21 protein-coding genes and 1 tRNA gene are annotated in these 20,809 nt (G+C 48.5%); 8 read left to right on the top strand and 14 right to left on the bottom strand.

The window, feature by feature from the left end; translation table 11 throughout:
* Position 1 precedes the first annotated feature (1 nt).
* The 9 genes from pheT to ACTHS3_RS02835 all read right to left on the bottom strand — a co-directional run bounded on the left by pheT (position 2) and on the right by ACTHS3_RS02835 (position 8,931).
* Positions 2–2,365, bottom strand: coding sequence for a phenylalanine--tRNA ligase subunit beta (gene pheT / locus ACTHS3_RS02875; protein ID WP_440367112.1), 2,364 nt, complete (start codon positions 2,363–2,365; stop codon positions 2–4).
* A 91-nt stretch (positions 2,366–2,456) separates the two neighbouring features.
* On the bottom strand, positions 2,457–3,563 hold the full coding sequence (locus ACTHS3_RS02870) for a site-specific DNA-methyltransferase (protein ID WP_440367110.1): 1,107 nt from the start codon (positions 3,561–3,563) through the stop codon (positions 2,457–2,459).
* A gap of 2 nt (positions 3,564–3,565) precedes the next feature.
* Positions 3,566–4,363 (bottom strand): restriction endonuclease, encoded by a 798-nt coding sequence (locus ACTHS3_RS02865; protein WP_314060029.1) that lies wholly within the window; start codon positions 4,361–4,363, stop codon positions 3,566–3,568.
* A 32-nt stretch (positions 4,364–4,395) separates the two neighbouring features.
* Positions 4,396–5,388, bottom strand: a complete 993-nt coding sequence (pheS, locus tag ACTHS3_RS02860; protein ID WP_314060031.1) for a phenylalanine--tRNA ligase subunit alpha — start codon at positions 5,386–5,388, stop codon at positions 4,396–4,398.
* A gap of 248 nt (positions 5,389–5,636) precedes the next feature.
* Positions 5,637–5,996, bottom strand: coding sequence for a 50S ribosomal protein L20 (gene rplT / locus ACTHS3_RS02855; protein WP_003675502.1), 360 nt, complete (start codon positions 5,994–5,996; stop codon positions 5,637–5,639).
* Positions 5,997–6,008: 12 nt separating this feature from the next.
* On the bottom strand, positions 6,009–6,206 hold the full coding sequence (gene rpmI, locus ACTHS3_RS02850; protein ID WP_003675505.1) for a 50S ribosomal protein L35: 198 nt from the start codon (positions 6,204–6,206) through the stop codon (positions 6,009–6,011).
* Positions 6,207–6,349: 143 nt separating this feature from the next.
* On the bottom strand, positions 6,350–6,871 hold the full coding sequence (gene infC, locus ACTHS3_RS02845) for a translation initiation factor IF-3 (RefSeq protein ID WP_079453755.1): 522 nt from the start codon (positions 6,869–6,871) through the stop codon (positions 6,350–6,352).
* Positions 6,872–6,888: 17 nt separating this feature from the next.
* A complete protein-coding gene (gene thrS, locus ACTHS3_RS02840) occupies positions 6,889–8,802 on the bottom strand; it encodes a threonine--tRNA ligase (protein ID WP_003745962.1) in 1,914 nt (637 codons plus the stop codon).
* 52 nt (positions 8,803–8,854) lie between these two features.
* Positions 8,855–8,931, bottom strand: a tRNA-Val gene (locus ACTHS3_RS02835).
* A gap of 237 nt (positions 8,932–9,168) precedes the next feature.
* Here ACTHS3_RS02835 and tgt point away from each other — a divergent pair.
* The 4 genes from tgt to ACTHS3_RS02815 all read left to right on the top strand — a co-directional run bounded on the left by tgt (position 9,169) and on the right by ACTHS3_RS02815 (position 12,597).
* Positions 9,169–10,284: a tRNA guanosine(34) transglycosylase Tgt gene (gene tgt / locus ACTHS3_RS02830; protein ID WP_003745960.1), complete on the top strand. Its 1,116-nt coding sequence runs from the start codon at positions 9,169–9,171 to the stop codon at positions 10,282–10,284.
* 85 nt (positions 10,285–10,369) lie between these two features.
* Positions 10,370–11,380: a ferrochelatase gene (gene hemH, locus ACTHS3_RS02825; RefSeq protein ID WP_371492488.1), complete on the top strand. Its 1,011-nt coding sequence runs from the start codon at positions 10,370–10,372 to the stop codon at positions 11,378–11,380.
* Between the two features lie 123 nt (positions 11,381–11,503).
* Positions 11,504–11,902: a c-type cytochrome gene (locus tag ACTHS3_RS02820; protein ID WP_371492489.1), complete on the top strand. Its 399-nt coding sequence runs from the start codon at positions 11,504–11,506 to the stop codon at positions 11,900–11,902.
* 203 nt (positions 11,903–12,105) lie between these two features.
* On the top strand, positions 12,106–12,597 hold the full coding sequence (locus tag ACTHS3_RS02815; RefSeq protein ID WP_204788131.1) for a disulfide bond formation protein B: 492 nt from the start codon (positions 12,106–12,108) through the stop codon (positions 12,595–12,597).
* A 60-nt stretch (positions 12,598–12,657) separates the two neighbouring features.
* Here the strand turns inward: ACTHS3_RS02815 and ACTHS3_RS02810 are convergent, their stop codons facing one another.
* A complete protein-coding gene (locus tag ACTHS3_RS02810) occupies positions 12,658–13,386 on the bottom strand; it encodes a YebC/PmpR family DNA-binding transcriptional regulator (protein ID WP_003745951.1) in 729 nt (242 codons plus the stop codon).
* A 364-nt stretch (positions 13,387–13,750) separates the two neighbouring features.
* On the opposite strand from ACTHS3_RS02810, the gene ACTHS3_RS02805 reads away from it, so the two are divergent.
* The gene (locus ACTHS3_RS02805; protein ID WP_049335517.1) at positions 13,751–15,181 is read left to right on the top strand and encodes an alanine/glycine:cation symporter family protein; all 1,431 of its coding nucleotides are present in this window, start codon (positions 13,751–13,753) and stop codon (positions 15,179–15,181) included.
* A gap of 58 nt (positions 15,182–15,239) precedes the next feature.
* Here ACTHS3_RS02805 and trhA read toward each other — a convergent pair whose 3' ends face one another.
* Positions 15,240–15,866, bottom strand: a complete 627-nt coding sequence (gene trhA / locus ACTHS3_RS02800) for a PAQR family membrane homeostasis protein TrhA (RefSeq protein ID WP_049335514.1) — start codon at positions 15,864–15,866, stop codon at positions 15,240–15,242.
* A gap of 189 nt (positions 15,867–16,055) precedes the next feature.
* Between trhA and cysD the strand changes: the two genes are divergently transcribed.
* Positions 16,056–16,997 carry a sulfate adenylyltransferase subunit CysD gene (gene cysD, locus ACTHS3_RS02795; protein WP_079453679.1) on the top strand — a complete coding sequence of 314 codons (942 nt, stop codon included), beginning with the start codon at positions 16,056–16,058 and terminating at the stop codon, positions 16,995–16,997.
* Between the two features lie 232 nt (positions 16,998–17,229).
* Positions 17,230–17,793, top strand: a complete 564-nt coding sequence (locus ACTHS3_RS02790) for an RBBP9/YdeN family alpha/beta hydrolase (RefSeq protein ID WP_049322739.1) — start codon at positions 17,230–17,232, stop codon at positions 17,791–17,793.
* Between the two features lie 134 nt (positions 17,794–17,927).
* On the opposite strand, the gene pyrC is transcribed toward ACTHS3_RS02790, so the two are convergent.
* The 3 genes from pyrC to ACTHS3_RS02775 form a co-directional block, all read right to left on the bottom strand.
* Complete coding sequence (gene pyrC / locus ACTHS3_RS02785) at positions 17,928–18,962, bottom strand: dihydroorotase (protein ID WP_070504408.1); 1,035 nt, start codon at positions 18,960–18,962, stop codon at positions 17,928–17,930.
* Between the two features lie 97 nt (positions 18,963–19,059).
* Positions 19,060–19,653 carry an NMCC_0638 family (lipo)protein gene (locus tag ACTHS3_RS02780; RefSeq protein ID WP_440367106.1) on the bottom strand — a complete coding sequence of 198 codons (594 nt, stop codon included), beginning with the start codon at positions 19,651–19,653 and terminating at the stop codon, positions 19,060–19,062.
* A 12-nt stretch (positions 19,654–19,665) separates the two neighbouring features.
* Positions 19,666–19,890 carry a sulfurtransferase TusA family protein gene (locus tag ACTHS3_RS02775; protein ID WP_003681929.1) on the bottom strand — a complete coding sequence of 75 codons (225 nt, stop codon included), beginning with the start codon at positions 19,888–19,890 and terminating at the stop codon, positions 19,666–19,668.
* Positions 19,891–19,999: 109 nt separating this feature from the next.
* Between ACTHS3_RS02775 and ACTHS3_RS02770 the strand changes: the two genes are divergently transcribed.
* Entirely contained in the window at positions 20,000–20,611 is a 612-nt protein-coding gene (locus ACTHS3_RS02770) for a CNP1-like family protein (RefSeq protein ID WP_063067910.1), read from the top strand.
* Positions 20,612–20,809: the final 198 nt, after the last annotated feature.

Below are 20,809 nucleotides of genomic sequence, written 5' to 3'. Positions count from 1 at the left end.
TTTAAGCACGAAGTTGCGCATCTTTTTCGGCCGCGGCTTTAATCATTTTCGCAACCAAAGGCTCGATGACTTCATCTGTCAGCGTGTTTTCCATATCCTGCAAAATAATTTTGACGGCAACGCTCTTCATGCCTTCAGGCACGCCCGTACCGCGGTAAACGTCAAATACACTGATTTCTTGAACCAGCTTGTTCGCCGCCGCTTTCAGGGCATTTAACAAATCATCATGCGTTACAGCTTCAGGCATTACAAATGCCAAATCTCGGCGTGCAGGTTGGAATTTGGATACGGTCTGATAACGGGTTTTCTCACGGCCCAATACCGCATCCATATCGATTTCAAACACCAGCGGCGCTTGTGGCAAATCATATTTTTGCAACCATTTCGGATGCAACTCGCCAATAAAACCAACTACTTTGCCGTCTGAAACGATATTGGCGGCACGTCCTGGGTGCAATGCCGGATGTTCGGTCTTCACAAAGGATACTTCTTTGTTTTTCAAGAGGCTCTCAACATCGGCTTTCATATCGTAGAAATCTACGTTGCGTGTTTTCTCGCCCCATTGCTCAGGCAACACGGAGCCATACCACAAACCGCCGATACGTTCATTTTGAACAAATTGATCAGCCGAATCTTTGCGGAACACGCGGGCAATTTCAAATACGCGTACACGGTTTTGCTTACGGTTCAAATTGTTTTGCAAAACTTCCACCAAACCGCCGATAAGCGTAGAACGCATGACGGCATACTGCGCCGCCAACGGATTTTGCAGGCGGATAGGATGGGTATTGGCAGCAAAGTCTTGCTCCCATTGCTCATCCACAAACGCATAGCTGACCACTTCGCGGTAACCGCGAGCTGCCATTTCGTTATAAACTGCAAAACGCGGGCGTTTGGTTTCAGGCAGAGCCAACATTTTCAGACGGCCTGAAGTATAGTCGTCAGGAATATTTTCATAACCGTAAACGCGGCCGATTTCTTCAATCAAATCGGCTTCGATTTCGATGTCGAAACGGAAGCTAGGAGAAGTAACACGGAAGCCTTCTGCGGTTTTCTCAGGCTGCAAACCCAAGTGTTGCAAGATAATTTCAACTTGCTCGGCAGGGATCTCAACGCCCAATACCGTTTTCAGACGGCCCAAACGCAATTCGACCTGTTTTGCCTCAGGCAATTTGCCTTGTGCCTCAACCATTTCACCGGCTGCGCCACCGCAAATCTGCAACACCAATTCGGTAGCACGCTCAATGGCATCAGCTTGCAAGCGGTAATCCACACCGCGTTCAAAGCGGAAAGAAGAATCCGAACCAAAACCGTATTGACGGGATTTACCGGCAATAATCTCCGGGGCAAACCAAGCCGCTTCCAATACAATATTTTGCGTCTCATCAGAAACCGCACTTGCCTCGCCGCCCATCAGACCGGCCAAGCTCAACACACCTTTTTCATCAGCAACCACCAGTGTATTGTCAGCCAAAGTAACGATCTTCTCGTTCAGACACGCCAACGTCTCGCCATTTTGAGCGCGGCGGACAATCAAACTGCCCGACAGCTTGTCGGCATCGAAAACATGCATTGGCTGACCGATTTCCAGCATGACATAGTTGCCGATGTCCACCAATGCGGAAATGCTGCGGATACTGCTGCGTTCCAAACGTTGTTTCATCCAATCAGGAGTAGCCGCTTTCGCATTGACATTTTCAATAACGCGGCTGATAAAACGGCCACAGTCGGCCGGTGCATCAATACGGACAGCCTGTTTTTTCTCGCTGCTGATAGAGGCCGTCTGAATTTCAACAGGCGTAAACGCACATTGAGTCAACGCAGAAACCTCACGCGCAATACCCTTAACGCTCAAGCAATCAGCGCGGTTAGGCGTAATTTTCAACGTAAACAACGTATCGTCCAAATCCAAGTATTCACGGATGTTGGTACCGACAGGCGCATCTTCAGGCAGAATGTGCAAACCATCTACACCATCATCAGACAAACCCAGTTCATTGGTCGAACACAGCATACCGTTTGATGGCACACCACGCATTTTAGTCGGCTTAATTTTGAAATTGCCCGGCAAAACAGCACCCGGCAAGGAACACGGCACTTTAATGCCCGGCTTAACATTCGGCGCACCACAAACAATCTGAACCAACTCACCCGTACCGGCATCGACTTGGGTAACGTTCAAACGGTCTGCATCAGGATGCTTTTCAACAGATTTTACTTCGGCAACAACCACGCCACTGAAAGCAGGGGCAGCAGTATCGATTTCTTCCACTTCCAAACCGGCCATGGTCAAAAGATGTTCCAGTTTATCGGCAGAAAGATCAGGATTGGCTTGGGTTCTCAGCCATGAATAAGGAAATTGCATGTTATGTTCTCAATCAACTAATTAACTTTTGTTTTATCAGATTTTGTTTTCAAACAACCTTTTCTTGGGTGGTAGGCTACGTTTTAGAATTTCAGCTAGCTTGAAATTTTTCAATCGTTATCGTTTGTACAGGGAACAGGCCAAATCTTTGTTGTATGACGTGAACGGCAACTTCCGATGCATCGATGCCAATCCATTCTCTCCCTAAATTTTGTGCTGCCCACAAGGTTGAGCCACTGCCTGCAAAACAGTCTAAAACAATAGAGTCAGGGAGAGATGATTGAGCAATAATCATTTCCAGCATTTGAGCATTTTTTTCAGTTGGATAAATAGGGTAAACAGGATCTTTATACTGCCAAATATCCTGTATCTTTTTTCCCTTATGCTCATCGGCAAATTTTTTTATACGCGGAACACCATTTTTTGACCACTCTAATAATCCCTGTTCATCCAGCTTATCCAATTCAGATGGGGTACTGCGCCAATGCCTACCCTTCGGAGGCAAAATTCCACGCCACATTCCACCTGTTTCCCCATTTTGCGTTTCACCTGGTGCATGGACAGGGACCGTATTATAACGTCGCCCATTCTCATCAACCTTTTGAAACATTTCTATTTTGTCTTCATTGGTTAGTGGAATGGTAATGTTGTTGAAAATATTTTTTTTAGCGTTTTTAGCATAAAACAAAATCATATCTTTTTCATTGCCGAATGCTCGCCGTACAAAATTTTTGGGGTTCGATTTGATTCGGGCTATATCATTTTTAAAATTTTCCGCACCAAATACTTCATCCATAATAATTTTCAGATAATGCCCAACTTTACTATCAATGTGTACATAAATTGATCCACGAGGCGACAATAATTCACGCATTAAAATCAGGCGTTCACGCATGAATTCCAAATACTCTTCCATGCTGCGACTATCAGAATATGCAGTAATACCGTAAGTAGTACGACTTATGGTACTGCTTCGTCCATCTGATACAGTGAAATTTTGTTTTGTGTTATATGGCGGATCAATGTAAATCAAATCAATCCGTTCGCGATAGCCACTCTTAAGCAAGGCAGAGAGTGCATGGAAATTATCGCCGAAAAACAAAAGCGGAAGCGGTTTATTTAAGTCAAGCGGCGGAATTCTTTCAGCTTGTTCGATAATCTGATTTTCAGACTGCTTGTTGGGATAAATAAGCTGCATGGTCATACCGAAAACAAATAATCTCTCAACAAAACCGCCGATACGACCACTTCGTCATTAGTAAACGAGGAAAGCTCAGTAAACATTTTACCTCTGCTTTCAATATATAAAACACCGTCTAAAATTGCGATGGTTTTAACCCGACGAGAACAAGGCGCAAGCGACGCGCGCATAGTTGCCAATGCGTCATTAAATTGAGCATTCTGATGTCCGCCGAAATCGGTTAAAAACTTGGCTTCGCCGATGATAAACGTCTGATTGAATTTAGCGATAAAATCCAATCCTTTATTATGTTGATAGCCCAAATGTGTTTTGGCAAATACTTCCATTGCCCTATCGCCGGCATTAAACACAATATTTCCTTGATAATTCAGAAATTCATCTACATTATCAGTAACCGGCACACCCAACGCACCGCTGGCAATCCAAGTTTTAAACAATGGGCCGATTTGGCGGTTAGTTTCTTTAGGAACAGTAGTTTTGTCCAAAATCTCATCAAAACCCATTTCAATCAATATTCCCGCCAAACGGCTTACAGTAGCAGGATTGCGGTCAATCGCAGTTTTGTCCCGTTTTAGGTAGGCGACATAGCTGTCTTTAATCGGAAATATTTCCTGTTTGAGCAAAACGTGCAGCAACTTTTTACCGTCCTGATTATCCAGATGTATGCGAATTTCGTTTTGCGTTTGTAAAGGTAATTCTCGGCGCAAATTAATTGACATGGGATACACACGGTAGAGTTGATCCAGGTAATTACTTTGAGCTGCCAACTCAATACTTTTTTGTGTCCAAAGATTCATATTGTTCCTTTTTCAGACGACCTGAAATTCTGCTATTTCGCAAACTGTTTCAAAAAGTTCAAATCGTTATCAAAAAACAGTCGCAGATCGTTCACGTTGTAGCGCAACATGGCAAAGCGGTCGAGACCGATACCGAAAGCGAAACCGGTATATTTTTCAGGGTCGATATTCACATTTTTCAACACGTTAGGATGTACCATACCGCAGCCGCCGACTTCCAACCATTTACCGTTTTCACCCATAATGTCGATTTCGGCAGAAGGCTCAGTAAACGGGAAGAAAGACGGACGGAAACGTACCTGCAAATCATCGCGTTCGAAAAAGCGGCGGATAAAATCGGTAAACACGGCTTTCAAATCGGCGAAAGTTACGCCTTCTTCTACCCACAGGCCTTCAGCTTGGTGGAACATGGGCGAGTGCGTAGCGTCGCTATCCACGCGGTAAACGCGGCCGGGGGCGATAATGCGGATGGGTGGCTCTTTTTTGTCGAGCATATAGCGGATTTGAATCGGGGAAGTGTGCGTACGCAAAACGTCGCCGTTTTCAACGTAGAAAGTATCTTGCATCGCACGCGCTGGGTGATTTGCAGGAATATTCAAGGCTTGGAAATTATGGAAATCGTCTTCGATTTCAGGGCCATCCGCCACTTCAAAACCCATACCGTGAAACAGCTCGACCACTCGTTGCAAAGTTAAAGTAACAGGATGCAAACCGCCATACTCTTGTGCACGGCCCGGCAAAGTAATATCCAAGGCTTCTGCAGCCAATTGGGCTTGCAACTTGGCTTCATTCAGGGCATCGCGTTTGGCATTAAAGGCTGTCTGAAACTGATTTTTGCATTCGTTGATGTGCGCGCCTATGGTTTTACGCTCTTCAGGAGACATTTGACCCAAAGTTTTCAAAAGTCCGGTCAATTCGCCGGTTTTACCAAGATAGCGTGCTTTAATTTGTTCTAAGGCATTGAAGTCTTGCGCGGCTTCAATAGCGGCAATACCTTCTGCAACGATACGGTTTACATTTTCCATGGTGGTTTATCGTCTGTTTGTTGATGGCAGGCCGTCTGAAACAACAAAGCCGTCTGTTGGGTTTGATTGCAAACCTGTTCAGACGGCCTTTTGTATTAGTGCGGCCAATCCGTTTGATAAGAGGGGCCTATTTTATCGCAAATCAGTATAAAAAAATAGAGTTTAAAGAAAGAAAATCAACTACATAGAGTTTCTTTTGAAAAAGAAAAAAGGAAGCATAAGCTTCCTTTTTAAATAATCTTATCGAATTAAGCAGCCAAAGCAGCTTTAGCTTTTTCAACCAATTGTGCAAATGCAGCTTTGTCGAATACAGCCAAATCAGCCAATACTTTGCGGTCGATTTCGATAGCAGCGCGTTTCAGGCCGTTCATGAATTTGCTGTAAGACAGACCATTTTCACGAGCACCTGCGTTGATACGAACGATCCACAGTTGACGGAATTGACGTTTGCGTTGGCGACGGTCACGGTATGCGTATTGACCGGCTTTCATTACCGCTTGTTTGGCAACACGGTAAACGTTTTTACGACGACCGCGATAGCCTTTGGCTAACGCGAAGACTTTTTGGTGACGAGCACGAGCGGTAACACCGCGTTTTACGCGTGGCATATTCTAAACTCCTTAAGCGTAGGGCAACATTTTAGCAACAGAAGCCAAATCGCGTGAATCCACCATAGCGGTGCCGCGCAATTGACGTTTAGTTTTAGTGGTTTTTTTGGTCAGGATGTGACTTTTGAACGCATGACCGCGTTTTACACCACCGTTACCCAGTACTTTAAAGCGTTTTTTCGCGCTAGACTTGGTTTTCATTTTAGGCATTGGAAAACTCCATTCGTTATTAGATAAGGTATAAGGGGGTTTTGAAATAAATTTCAAACACTTGAAACCCAAAATACCACGGTTTTTGCCGCTAATTAAACCTTATTTCGAGCGGCAATCGAAATAAGCCTCGGATTATAGCTTTATTTTTTCTTAGGCGCAATCATCATCACCATTTGACGACCTTCCATTTTAGGGAAGGACTCGATTTGCGCTACTTCTGCCAAATCTTCTTTTACGCGCTCAAGCAGTTGGGCACCCAATTGTTGGTGGGCCATTTCACGACCGCGGAAACGCAATGTTACTTTGACTTTGTCACCATCGGCAAGGAAGCGGTTGATGTTGCGCATCTTGATTTGATAGTCGCCTTCATCTGTACCCGGACGGAATTTAATTTCCTTAATTTGTACCTGCTTTTGGTTTTTCTTGGCTTCGTCGCGCTTCTTGGCTTGTTGGTATTTGTATTTACCGTAATCCATCAGTTTGCATACGGGCGGTTTGGCAGTCGGGGAAATTTCTACCAAATCGACATCTTGCTCTTCGGCCATAGCCAGAGCTTCACGAACTGAAACGACACCAAGCTGATCGCCTGACTCACTGATTAATCGCACTTCTTTGGCGGTAATTTCACCATTGATTCGTGCTTCGCGTTCTTGAGCGATGATGAATACTCCTATAAAAATTAATGATTGACGAGGGCATCAGTGATTTCTTGCTGCAATTGTGCAATGAAATCATCTACATTCAAAGAACCCAAGTCTTCTGCTTTGCGGCGTACCGCAACTTTGTTTTCTTGTTTCTCTTTATCGCCGACAACGATTTGGTAAGGGAAACGGTATTGGCTGTTGTCACGGATTTTGTAACCGATTTTTTCGTTACGCAAATCCAATTCGACACGGAAGCCTGCTGCCTGCAACTTGGCAGCCACTTCGCGACAATAATCTGCTTGGTTTTCAGTGATATTCATAATCACCATTTGAACCGGTGCAAGCCACAATGGGAATGAGCCTGCATGGTTTTCAATCAAAATACCGATAAAGCGCTCCAACGAACCCAAAATAGCACGGTGCAACATTACAGGACGCGCACGGTCGTTGTTTTCAGTTACATATTCGGCATTCAAACGCTCCGGCAATACGAAGTCCAACTGCAGGGTACCGCACTGCCAAGAGCGACCCAAGGCATCTTTGACATGATATTCAATCTTAGGACCATAGAATGCGCCTTCACCAGGCAATTCTTCCCACTCTACACCGCAAGCGGTCAATGCATCACGCAGACCTTGTTCGGCTTTATCCCAAACTTCGTCAGAACCTGCACGTTGCTCAGGGCGAAGGGACAGCTTCACAGCAACATCATGGAAGCCGAATTGTTTGTAAATGCGAACCAGCAATTCATTGAATGCGCGTGCTTCATCAACGATTTGATCTTCAGTACAGAAGATATGCGCATCATCTTGCACAAAACCGCGAACACGCATCAGACCATGCAATGCACCGCTTGGTTCATTGCGGTGGCAAGAACCGAACTCGGCCAAACGCATTGGCAAATCGCGATATGAGCGCAAGCCGTTATTGAAAATTTGCACATGACCCGGACAGTTCATCGGTTTAACCGCGTATTCACGTTTTTCGGAACTGGTCACGAACATATTGTCTTTATAGTTTTCCCAGTGGCCGGATTTTTCCCAGAAGGTTTTATCCATAATCTGAGGCGTTTTCACCTCTTTATAACCGGCAGCATTCAGCTCTTTGCGCATATGCTGCTCAATCACTTGCCACAAAGCCCAGCCTTTAGGATGCCAGAACACCATACCCGGCGCTTCATCTTGCAGGTGGAACAAGTCCAATTGTTTACCCAGCTTACGGTGGTCGCGTTTTTCCGCTTCCTCGATGCGTTGGATATAGGCTTTTAATTCGTCTTTACTTGCCCAGGCTGTACCGTAAATACGTTGCAGCATTTCATTATTACTGTCGCCGCGCCAGTATGCGCCTGCCAGTTTGGTCAGCTTGAAGTTTTTCAAGAAACGGGTATTGGGAACGTGAGGACCGCGGCACATATCGACGTATTCTTGATGATGATACATACCCATTGCTTCCACTTCAGGCATGTCTTCAATCAGACGCAATTTGTACTCTTCGCCGCGATCTTGGAAAATTTTGATGGTTTCTGCACGGGGCGTCATCACTTTAACGACGTCGTAGTCTTGTGCAATCAACTCTTTCATGCGCGCTTCGATGGCGGCTACATCATCAGGCGTAAATGGTTTTTCAGTTGCGATATCGTAATAAAACCCGTCTTCAATCACCGGGCCGATAACCATTTTGGCATCAGGGTAGAGCTGCTTGACCGCATGACCGACCAAGTGCGCGCAGGAGTGGCGGATAATTTCCACGCCTTCTTTGTCTTTAGGCGTAATGATTTGAACGTGGGCATCTTCGGTAATCGGATCGCAAGCATCCACCAATTTACCGTTAACCTTACCTGCTACCGTTGCCTTTGCCAAACCTGCACCGATAGACGCTGCAATTTGCGCCACGGTAACGGGTGATTCATATTGGCGGACTGAACCGTCCGGCAAGGTAATGTTCAACATCAGAAAGCTCCAAAACATTAAAAAATAACGGCATAAAGCCGTTATGGAAATTTGGTAGGCACAATTGGACTCGAACCAACGACCCCCACCATGTCAAGGTGGTGCTCTAACCAACTGAGCTATGTGCCTTCATCTAAGGCGCTTATTGTAACGAAGCGTGTTCCCTTTTGCAAGCATCTGTAAATACTTTTCAGACGGCCTGGATATTTTTGTTTGATTTATGCCTCATTTTTTATTTCTTCTATTATTCAGGCCGTCTGAAGCATTGTTTTGACAAAGATAAAATCCAGCCGTCAACCAACGAAAAATCCTTTATAATCTGCCCTTTCATTTCGCACACACGCGAACGTCCAATCTATTATTACTATGCTCAAATTTACCTTACACAAAAAAGACGGTCATGCCCGACGCGGTACTTTGGAATTGAACCACGGCAAAATCGAAACGCCTGTATTTATGCCGGTCGGCACTTACGGTTCGGTCAAAGCGATGAACCCGCAAAACCTGCATGACATCAAAGCGCAAATCATCTTAGGCAACACTTACCATCTGTGGCTGCGCCCAGGCTTGGAAGTCATCGAACAATTCGGCGGCCTGCACGAATTTATCGGTTGGGACAAGCCGATTTTGACCGACTCGGGCGGCTTCCAAGTGTTTTCGTTGTCCGACATGCGCAAGCTGACCGAAGAAGGCTGTACATTCCAAAGCCCGATCAACGGCGACAAACTGTTCCTCTCACCAGAAGTGTCGATGAAAATCCAAACTGTGTTGAATTCCGACATCGTGATGCAGTTGGACGAATGCACCCCGGGCGAAGCAACGCACAGCCAAGCGCAAAAATCGCTGCAAATGAGCCTGCGCTGGGCGGAGCGAAGCAAAAAGGCTTTTGAAGACCTGAAAAATCCGAATGCGTTGTTTGGCATTGTCCAAGGCGCGATGTATGAAGATTTGCGCGAAGAATCGCTGAAAGGTTTGGAAGAGCTCGACTTCCCCGGCTTGGCCATCGGCGGCTTGTCCGTTGGCGAACCCAAGCCCGAAATGTACCGCATGTTGCGCGCTGTCGGCCCTATCCTGCCGGAACACAAGCCACATTACTTGATGGGTGTCGGCACGCCTGAAGACTTGGTGTATGGCGTGGCACACGGCGTGGATATGTTCGACTGCGTTATGCCTACCCGCAATGCGCGTAACGGCTGGCTGTTTACCCGTTTTGGCGATTTGAAAATCAAAAACGCCAAACACAAACTCGACAAGCGTCCGATTGATGAAAGCTGCACCTGCTACGCCTGTCAGAATTTCAGCCGGTCCTACCTGCACCACCTGCACCGTGTCGGCGAAATCTTGGGCGCACAGCTCAACACCATCCACAACCTGCACTTCTACCAAGTCATCATGGCCGAAATGCGCGAAGCTATCGAACAAGGCAAATTTGCCGATTGGCAGGCGCAATTCCATGAAAACCGCGCCCGCGGTGTGGATTAATCCTTTTAAAGGCCGTCTGAAAGCAGGTTTTAATTCAAACTACTTTTCAGACGGCCTCAATATTCATCATTAATAAAGCACAACCATGTCCCGTTTCCATACCGAACCGGCCCTAGCCTATACCGCACAAAACCGTACCGCCGTCCTGCTGCTCAACCTCGGCACACCTGACGCGCCGACGGCTGCCGCAGTCAAGCCTTACTTGAAAGAATTTCTGTCCGATCAACGCGTTGTCGAACTGCCCAAGCTCTTATGGCAACCGATATTGCGCGGCTTGGTATTGACCTTTCGCCCGAAAAAAAGCGCGCATGCCTATGAAAAAGTTTGGTTTAAAGAAGGTTCGCCGCTTGAGGTTTACACACACCGCCAAGCAGAAGCCCTGGCCAAACATTTGCCCGATGTCATCGTCCGTCACGCTATGACTTACGGAAATCCAAGCGTTGCCGATGTTTTGGCGGAACTCAAAGCCCAAGGCGTGGGCAAATTGCTGGTCATCCCGCTTTATCCGCAATATGCCGGCTCTTCTACCGGCGCGGCCTTGGATAAAGTGTTTCAAGAATTATTGCTGCAACGTAACCAAATGAGCATCCGCACCGTCTCCCGTTATTACGACGATGCCGCCTATATTCAAGCCATGAAGCAGCACATCGAAGCCTATTGGGCCCAAAACGGACGCGGCGAAAAACTGATGTTGAGTTTCCACGGCATTCCGCAAAAGCATCATGACGACGGCGACCCCTATCCTGACGAGTGCCACCATACTGCCAAACTACTCACGCAGGCATTGGGCTTGTCCGAACAAGAATATATCGTTTCTTTCCAAAGCCAGTTTGGCAAATCCCAATGGATCAAGCCCAGCACGCAAGCCCTGTTTGATCAGCTGCCGAAACAAGGCACAACCAAACTCGACGTATTCTGCCCCGGCTTCCTGGCCGATTGCCTTGAAACCATGGAAGAAATCGCCATTATGGGACGCGAACAATTCCACGCCGCAGGCGGCAAAGAATACCGTTACATCCCCTGCCTCAACGATTCCGCTGACTGGATTGCCGCACTTGCACAATTAAGTCGGGCCAATCTGCAAGGCTGGATTTGACCTAAACCAAAGGCCGTCTGAAAAATCTACTTTCAGACGGCCTTTAGCGTTATCATCAAGCTATCAAAACGCAAACCAAGCGTGTAGCCATCAAAAACAACACTACTCAAAAAGGAACACATCATGACTGCACTCCGCCCTATCCTGCTCCTTCTGACCGCACTCAGCATCCCAACCGCTTTTGCCGCTGATGCCACGTTGATGAGCAAAGGACAAAAGATTTACGAAACCAACTGCGCCGCTTGCCACGGCAAAAAAGGCGAAGGCCGGGGTGCCATGTTCCCGCCACTGTTCCAGTCCGACTATATCAACAAAAAACCGCAAGTTCTGTTGCAAAGCATGACCAAAGGCATCAACGGCCCGATTAAAGTGAACGGCAAACCTTACAACGGCTTCATGCCTTCTACTGCCATCAATGATGCCGATGTCGCCGCCGTTGCCACTTACATCATGAACGCCTTTAATAATGGCGGCGGTACGATTACTGAAACAGATGTCAAAAAATCTCACGGGAAAAAATAAAACGTCTCTCCCCTAAAGGCCGTCTGAATATTTCAGACGGCCTTTTCTGTACGACACATTTTTGTTTCTATATTTATGGTTACGTAACATCAACAAACATACGCAAAAAACCGTCAAACTAAAAAAAGCATATGCGTTTTGTGTTAAAGTAAACATTATTTATCGGCTGTTTTGCGTCCAGGCCGTCTGAAAGGTTTTATCTTATGAACTTTTTCCGCAAGACTGTTTTATTTTTAGTCGTCCTCTCCATATTTGCCGCCTGCGGCTCCTTTATTTCCCAATACGTTTTGGGCATGAACCCGTGCGTATTGTGCATCCTGCAACGCTTGTGCGTATTGGGTGTCGGGCTGTTGGCCATTATTACGGCGTTCAGCTCGCAGTCTTCCAAATTTGCCCGTTCGCTCTCGGCATTGTTGATTGCCGCTCCGGCCGTTTACGGCGCCGGTGTCGCCGCCTATCAAATTTGGTTGCAAAGCCTGCCGCCCGGCACCGCCCCTTCCTGCGGCGCACCTTGGACCTTCCGCCTGCGCGACTGGCCTTTGTTCGATTGGTTTGAACCCATCGTCCGCGGCTTTGGCAACTGCGCCGAGCCGGACTATCTATTCGGCGTCGCCCTGCCGGTGTGGAGTATTTTATATTTCAGCTTCGTCGTATTGCTGCTGCTTTGGGCTTGGTTGAAAACCAGAAAAATCTGATTGGTTTCAATATAAAAAGGCCGTCTAAAATTTCAGACGGCCTTTTGTTCTTTAAACTGTTTAGTCCAGATTCAACACGGCAGAAGTGTAAACGTCTTGTACGTCGTCCAAATCTTCCAATGCGTCAATCAGTTTTTGCATCTTAACCGCATCTTCGCCGCTCAACTCGGTTTCGTTTTGGGCGCGCATGGTAACGTCGCCGTCAACAGATTTGTAACCTGCCGCTTCCAAAGCCGCTTTCACGCCTGCCCAGTCGTTTGGCGCAGTAATCACTTCGATGGAACCGTCGTCGTTGGTGATGACGTCTTCCGCACCTGCTTCCAAAGCCGCTTCCATCAGCGCATCTTCGTCAACGCCCGGTTCAAACACCAAATAGCCTTGATGCACGAAGTTGAACGCTACGCAGCCGTCGGTACCCAAGTTACCGCCGTTTTTAGTGAACGCATGGCGCACATCGGCAACGGTACGGGTTTTGTTGTCGGTCAGACAGTCCACCATCAAAGCCGCGCCGCCGATGCCGTAGCCTTCGTAACGCAACTCGATGTATTCCACGCCTTCCAGATTGCCCGTACCTTTATCAATGGCACGTTGCACGTTGTCTTTAGGCATATTGTTTTCGGCGGCTTTTTCCAAAGCCAGGCGCAGGCGCGGGTTCGCGCCGGGATCGCCGCCGCCCATGCGGGCAGCAACGGTAATTTCTTTAATCAGACGGGTGAAGATTTTGCCGCGTTTGGCATCTTGTCGGGCTTTTTTGTGTTGGATATTTGCCCACTTACTATGGCCTGCCATGTTGATTCCTTTCGTTTTTTCACGCGCTGAGGCGGAATTTGCTTCATTTGTAAGGCGTGCATTTTATCATAAGTTGCCTTTAGCCAAAATATTCAGACGGCCCGAATATTTGCAAAAACAGGCCGTCTGAAAACAAAGAAACTTTTTTAAATAAAGAAGCACATTTGCGGCAAACCTTTGTCAGTTTTTCGTTTTAATTCACGAAGGTTTACGGTATGATGACAAAATCGGTCAAAATTGTTAACAACTTAACCGGTATCGAATGGCAAAACGGCCTGCTCGCCGATATTGCCAAACGCGAAAAATGAGTGGGAGTAGTTACCCGTATCATTTTATTTTTATTGTTTTTATTAAAGGTTTTATTATGGAAGAAATATTGTCTGCTCTGGTGGGTGCAGTCAATCTGGTTCTTTGGGACTACCTGCTGATTTATGCCTTAATCGGTATTGGCCTGTTTTTTACCCTGTACTTGGGCGCGCCGCAAATTACCAAATTGGGGGCGGGTTTTAAAGCCGTTTTCGGCGGCTTGTTCAGCAAAAAAGACAAAGACCACGAAAGCAAATCCCTGTCTCAATTTCAAGCGCTTGCCGTAGCGATTTCTGCGCAAATCGGTACCGGTAACGTTGCCGGTGTCGCCACTGCGATTACTGCCGGCGGCCCGGGGGCCATTTTTTGGATGTGGTTGTCTGCCATTCTGGGCATGTCTACCATTTTTGCAGAAGCCGTTTTGGCGCAAAAATACCGCGTGGTCAGCCACGGCAAATACATCGGCGGCCCTGCGTTTTACATCACGCACGGCCTGACCCCGAAAATCGGCCGTGGCGCGGCGCGTTTCCTGTCCGGCTTTTTCTCCATCGCCTTGATTATCGCGCTGGGTTTCATCGGCAACGCAACCCAATCCAATTCCATCGCCTCGGCCATGAATTTGGCTTTCGATATTCCTCCGATGGCTGTCGGCATTGCTTTGGCGGTATTCGCCGGCCTGATCATCATCGGCGGTATCAACCGCATTGCCGGTATCGCGCAATTTGTCGTGCCGTTTATGGCGGTAATTTACATCTTGTGTGCCGTGATTATTTTGTTCAAATTCTCCGACCACATTATCCCGATGTTCCACAGTATCTTTGTTGCCGCCTTCAATCCCGAAGCGGTATTGGGCGGTGCGGCCGGTATCGGTATGCGCGAGGCAGTCCGCTTCGGCGTGGCACGCGGCCTGTTTTCCAATGAGGCCGGTATGGGTTCGACCCCGCACGCTCACGCGACCGCCAACGTCAAACACCCTGTGCAACAAGGTATGGCCGCGTTTATCGGTATTTTTATCGATACGCTGATGGTCTGCACGGCAACCGCGCTGATTATCCTGCTGACCGATGCCAACCTGTCCGGCGAAACCGGCGCAGCAGTTACCCAACTGGCGTTTAACAAAGCCTTCCCGGGTTTTGGTTCACAATTGCTCGCCGTCTGCCTGACCTTCTTCGCCTTCACCACCATCATCGGCTGGTACTACTTCGGCGAATCCAATATCCGCTTCCTGTTCCGCGGCAAACACTTGGGCATCTACCGCGCACTGGTTTTGGTGGCCATCGTATTGGGTACATTGGGCAAAGTGGATTTGGTTTGGAGTATGTCCGATATGTTCAACGGCTTTATGGTTTTGCCGAACTTAATCGCCCTCTTCCTGCTGCGTAAGGAAATCCGTGCGGTTTATGACGATTATCTGGCGCAAACCAAAGCCGGCAAAGAGTTGACCTACAACTACGAATTCCACGAATTCCACGACAAAAACCCAGATTAACGACAAACAAAAACCTCTCAGTCAAACTGAGAGGTTTTTTATTTCAGGCCGTCTGAAACTACAACACATAAAAATAAATACTGATAAATTGCGTCAAACTGCCTGCTAAGACAAACAAGTGCCAGATACCGTGGCCGTGGCGGATTTTCGTATCGTTGATAAACCAATAAATCCCCGCGCTATACAATACGCCGCCCAACACCAGCCAAAATAATCCACCAGCCGAAAGCGACTGTATCAGCGGCCATACCGCCACCACAATCAGCCAGCCCATCAACACATAAATCACCATCGACAGCAGCCGCTTCTCGCTTTTGCGCCCAATTGTCAGTTCCTGAACAATGCCTAGCAAAGCCAATCCCCAAGACACGCCGAAAAGCGACCAGCCCCAGCCGCCGTGAAGGGTAATCAGCGTAAACGGCGTATAACTGCCTGCAATCAAAAGATAAATCATACAATGATCAACCTTTTGCAAAATCGCCTTGGCCTTAGGCTGCGGAATACTGTGATATAAGGTTGAACCCAAATACAGAAGCAGCAGGCAGATTCCGTAAGTCAGTGCACCGGCAATCCGATAGCCGTCCGCCGATTCCACCGCTTTCACCAGCATCAGCACCAACGCCGCCACTGCCAATAAGAAACCGGCCAAATGGCTGTACGCATTAAATCTCTCGCCGTGATACATAAACCATTCTCATTTCTAAAAGACCAAAGTGTACGCGAAGACAGAGGCTTCGTCAGAGAAATCGGTTTAAAAATAAGTTAAAGCGCAAAGGCCGTCTGAAAAACACGGCCTTGCAATATAACAAAAACATCTTTGCAACAAACAAACCATTCTTTCCCTTTTTCAGACGGCCTCACTAAAGTATCGACTATCGCCAAGGTTGCAAAGAGAGAAAAAATGTCCATCCAAAACCACCACCTCGACTGGCTCGAAGCCGAGTCTATCTACATCATCCGCGAAGTCATTGCCAACGCCCAAAATCCGGCCTTGCTGTTTTCCGGCGGCAAAGACTCAGTCGTATTGCTGGCGCTTGCCGTCAAAGCCTTCCAAATCGAAGGCCGTCCGCTGAAGCTGCCGTTCAAACTCCTGCACGTCGATACCGGCCACAATTACCCCGAAGTCATCCAATTCCGCGACGACACAGTCGCGCGTACTGGCGTACAACTTGTGATCGGTAGCGTAGAAGAATCCATCCGCAAAGGCAGTGTCGTCTTGCGCCGCGAAACCGATTCTCGCAACGCCGCCCAAGCCGTTACGCTGGTTGAAACCATTGAAGAACAAGGCTTTGATGCGCTAATGGGCGGCGCTCGCCGCGATGAAGAAAAAGCGCGCGCCAAAGAACGCATCTTCTCTTTCCGCGACGAGTTCGGCCAATGGGATCCTAAAAACCAACGTCCTGAATTATGGTCGCTCTACAACACACGCCTGTTCCAAGGCGAAAACATGCGCGTATTCCCGATTTCCAACTGGACGGAATTGGACATCTGGCAATACATCGCACGCGAAAAACTCGCCCTGCCGCCGATTTATTACACCCACAAGCGCGAAGTTGTCGAACGCAACGGCCTGCTCGTTCCCGTTACCCCGTTGACCCCAAAACGCGAAGGCGAAATTGCCCAAATCCGTGATGTCCGTTTCCGCACCGTCGGCGATATTTCCTGCACCTGCCCTGTTGCCAGTACCTCCGCCACGCCCGAAGACATCATTGCTGAAACCGCCGCCGCAACCATTTCCGAACGCAGCGCCACGCGCATGGACGACCGCGTATCGGAAGCGGCAATGGAAGAACGCAAAAAACAAGGCTATTTCTAAACCGGTTTTTCAGACGGCCCATATATATTTCAAACCCGAACAACACGGCAAAACCATCTGCCCCTGCCGTGTTGTTTGCTTTATTATTCTTGCAAATATCATTTAACAACAAAAGCTTAATTAAAAATCCTTACCAAGCGACAAACAATAAAACATAAACAAACATGGTATAATAAACGCTTACAGGCAGAGATTTAGACAAAAGTCTCAGGCCGTCTGAAGGAGGAAAAACATGAATCGACGCGTTTATATCGTACATGGCTTTGAAGGCAATCCGCACGGCAACTGGTTTGACTGGCTTTGCGCCCAAATCAAAAGCACCGGCGCACAAGCAATCTCCCTTGCCATGCCCAATCCCGACAAACCAAGCACGACCGCGTGGCAGTTTACCCTTGACCAGCACATCGGCAAGCCCGATGCCCATACCTTCCTAGTCGGCCACAGTCTCGGCTGCATTACCCTCCTTCACTTTCTCAGCCGCCAACAGCCCCAAAAAATCGGCGGTCTGTTGCTTGCCGCCGGTTTTGCCGATACGCTGCCACCCCTGCCTGCGCTTGATGCCTACATTAAAGCAGCGTCGCCCGATTTCGACATCCTGCGCAAAATCGACATGCCCAAACACTGTCTGGTTTCCGACAACGACACCCATGTTCCGCCCGAACTGACTTTGGACATGGCGGCCAAACTCAAAAGTCCTGTTACCCATATTCCCGAAGGCGGCCATTTGATGGCTTCGGACGGCTTTACCCAACTGCCGCAGGCTTGGGAAGCACTGAAACCCATGTTGACCGAATAAACACGCAATATAATTTGGTTTTCAGACGGCCTTGTCTGTCTCCCCTCCCCACGACAGGCCGTCTGAACGACAATAAAAAAACAACCTGCCCTTTCAAGCAGGTTGTTTCTTTTTATGCCTTATTGACAGCAAATTTAATATTGCACCGTCCATTCAATCTCACCGCCGGCCCTCATCGGTACAAGCTCGCCATCGCCGTAAGGTACGCTGATAGGTACGGTTTGTGTTTGTTTGACCAATGTGATGGTATCGGTATTTTCAGGCAGACCGTAGAAGTGCGAACCGTTTCTAGAAGCAAAGGCTTCCAGTTTGTCCAACGCGCCTGCTTTCTCAAACACTTCAGCATAAAGCTCAATGGCAGTCATCGCGCTGAACATACCGGCACAACCGCAAGCATTTTCTTTGGCAGTTTTGGCATGTGGTGCAGAATCCGTGCCGAGGAAGAATTTGTGCGCCTTATCACCGGTAACGGCGGCAACCAAAGCCTGACGGTGGGTTTCGCGTTTGAGAACCGGCAGGCAGAAATGATGAGGGCGCACGCCGCCGACCAAAAGGTCGTTGCGGTTGAGCAGCAAGTGTTGCGGCGTCACGGACGCGGCCACATTATCGCCAGCTTCCAATACCAGTCGGGCTGCTTCGGCAGTGGTGATGTGTTCAAACACGACCTTGAGGTTGGGCACTTGCGCCAGAACCGGCTTCATCACGCGCTCGATAAAGGCGGCCTCGCGGTCGAAAATATCGATTTCGGGGTCGGTTACTTCGCCGTGAACCAAGAACAAAATACCCTGTTTCGCCATTTCTTCCAACACGGGAATTAGCTTAAACAAGTCGGTCACGCCGGAATCGGAATTGGTGGTCGCGCCTGCTGGATAGAGTTTGAAAGCCACGATACCGGCAGCCTTGGCTTCACGCACGAGTTCGGGAGTAGCGTTGTCGGTCAAATAAAGCGTCATCAACGGCTGAAAGGCACTGCCTTCTGGCAGGGCGGCCATAATGCGCTCTTTGTATGCTTGGGCATCGGCAATGCTGACAACGGGCGGCTTCAGGTTGGGCATGATAACCGCGCGACCCATTTGTCGGGCGGTGTAGGGGGCAACGGCTTTGAGCGCGTCACCGTCGCGCAGGTGTAAGTGCATATCGTCGGGGCGGATGATGGTCAGGGTTTGCATAGCTTACTTTCGAGTGGTTTGGTTTGATAATGTTTCAGACGGCCTTTATTCGGCGGTAACGGTTTCTATCGATTTGATGTTTCAATCGTCAACCGGCCTAAGGCAAAACGGCGGCCTTATTGTCGTAAGAATGATGGGTCAAATAAAAAACAGCCTGTACCGGAAAATGCTCGGACGACGTTGTTTTGACGGTCAGCAAGGTTTCTTTCGGACTGCCGGACGCGCGCCATGCGTAGGAAATCTGACGCATAGGCAACGGGGCTTCCGCCAAATTATCGGCACGCAACTCAGCGTTCAAACCTTGCGGCGGATTTTCTGCCAAAGCTAAAAATTGTTTGAAAATCAGATGGTCGTCGGCTTTAGCCGTGCGCACGCTGCAACTGTCTTCAGTCAGGCTCAAATAATAATCTACGCCGTTTTCCGTTTTCTTCCAAATGCTTAATGCCTCCAAATCCATCATTCCGGCAGGCAAATCGGCAATATCTTTTTTCGACAATAAAACCAGTTTGTTGGCATTGGCAAACTCGCCGACAAGGGCGGCATCGCCGTCTGCGGCCACGCAGCTTTGGCGGAACAAGTCGGTTACATTTTGGGCATAATCGGCAGCGTTCTGCGGCGAAACGCCTTCCTTGCCGCATGCACTGAGGCAGACGGCCAATACGGCGGCAGACAACGCGACGGCTTTAGACATTTCAGACGGCCTTTATTTGTGCTTCAACACCAGCTTGAACACGCCGTCAGCCTCGCTCGATTCCAACAAGACATGTCCGGTCTGACGGCAAAACGCTTCAAAATCGCCGGGCGCGCCGCCATCAGTAGCCAATACGGTCAGCACTTCGCCCTCCTGCATTTGCGCCAAAGCTTTTTTGGCACGCAAAATCGGCAGAGGGCATTTCAAACCGATGACATCCAGAGTTTGTGTATTCATGATGAAAACTCGTCATATTAATCAGAATTAACGTCAATTATACCGCACTTACTTGCACCCCACCCTGCAAGCCCATAAAATAAAGCCGTTTTTCACTTTGGAGCTGTCTATGCGCCGTTTTGCCCTTCTCGCTCTCAGCCTTGCCGCGACTCAAGCATTTGCTTTGGGTTTCAGCCAAAAGGATACGCTGACCAACACGCGTTATCAGGAAAGCCCTGAAGAAGTTGCCGCACGCGAGTTTAAAGAACACAAAGCCGAGTTGCCGCCCCTGCCCGATACCCAATCGGGCGATTGGTTCGACCTCTATGTCAACGAAACCTACGGCAAGCAGCCCAAAATCCTGCTCAGCAGCCTACAAATCATGCCTGCGCCTGACAACAGCATCCGCTACGTCTTGAACGTGCGCTCCGACAAAGGCTACGACAACCTCTCCGTCGAAGGCCTCTATTGCGCCCGTACGTCCTTTACTTACAGCAACGACAAGCGTTCTTCTTACAAAGTATTTGCTTACGGCGACACAGTAAACCACCGCTGGATCGAGCCGCGTAAAGGCGATTGGAAGCTGATCGGCAATGCGTTCAGTCGCAACGACGCCCTGCACACCGCCCTGTATCAGGCATTCTGTATCGACGGCATGCCGACAACGGTCGAAGGCTTGGTACAACGTTTGAAAGAACGCGGCGGCCGTCACGGCACAACGCTGACCAACCACGATAAATAAACCGCTTTAATCAACAAAAAGGCCGTCTGAAATTTTTCAGACGGCCTTGTCTTTAGAGACAGCTTAGAATTTGTGATACAGGCCCACAGAAGCGGCTTTTTGTTCAACGCCGCCTTTGTTGGCCGCAGTCAGACGGGTTTTGTTGCCGACTTTCAGATACGCCAGTTGAGCATTGATGCCGGTGCGTTTGCTGAAGGT

Source organism: Neisseria sp. P0009.S007, from assembly GCF_051962515.1.
Note: the sequence above shows the minus strand (reverse complement) of the source record. Positions and strands in the feature narration are given on the sequence as shown.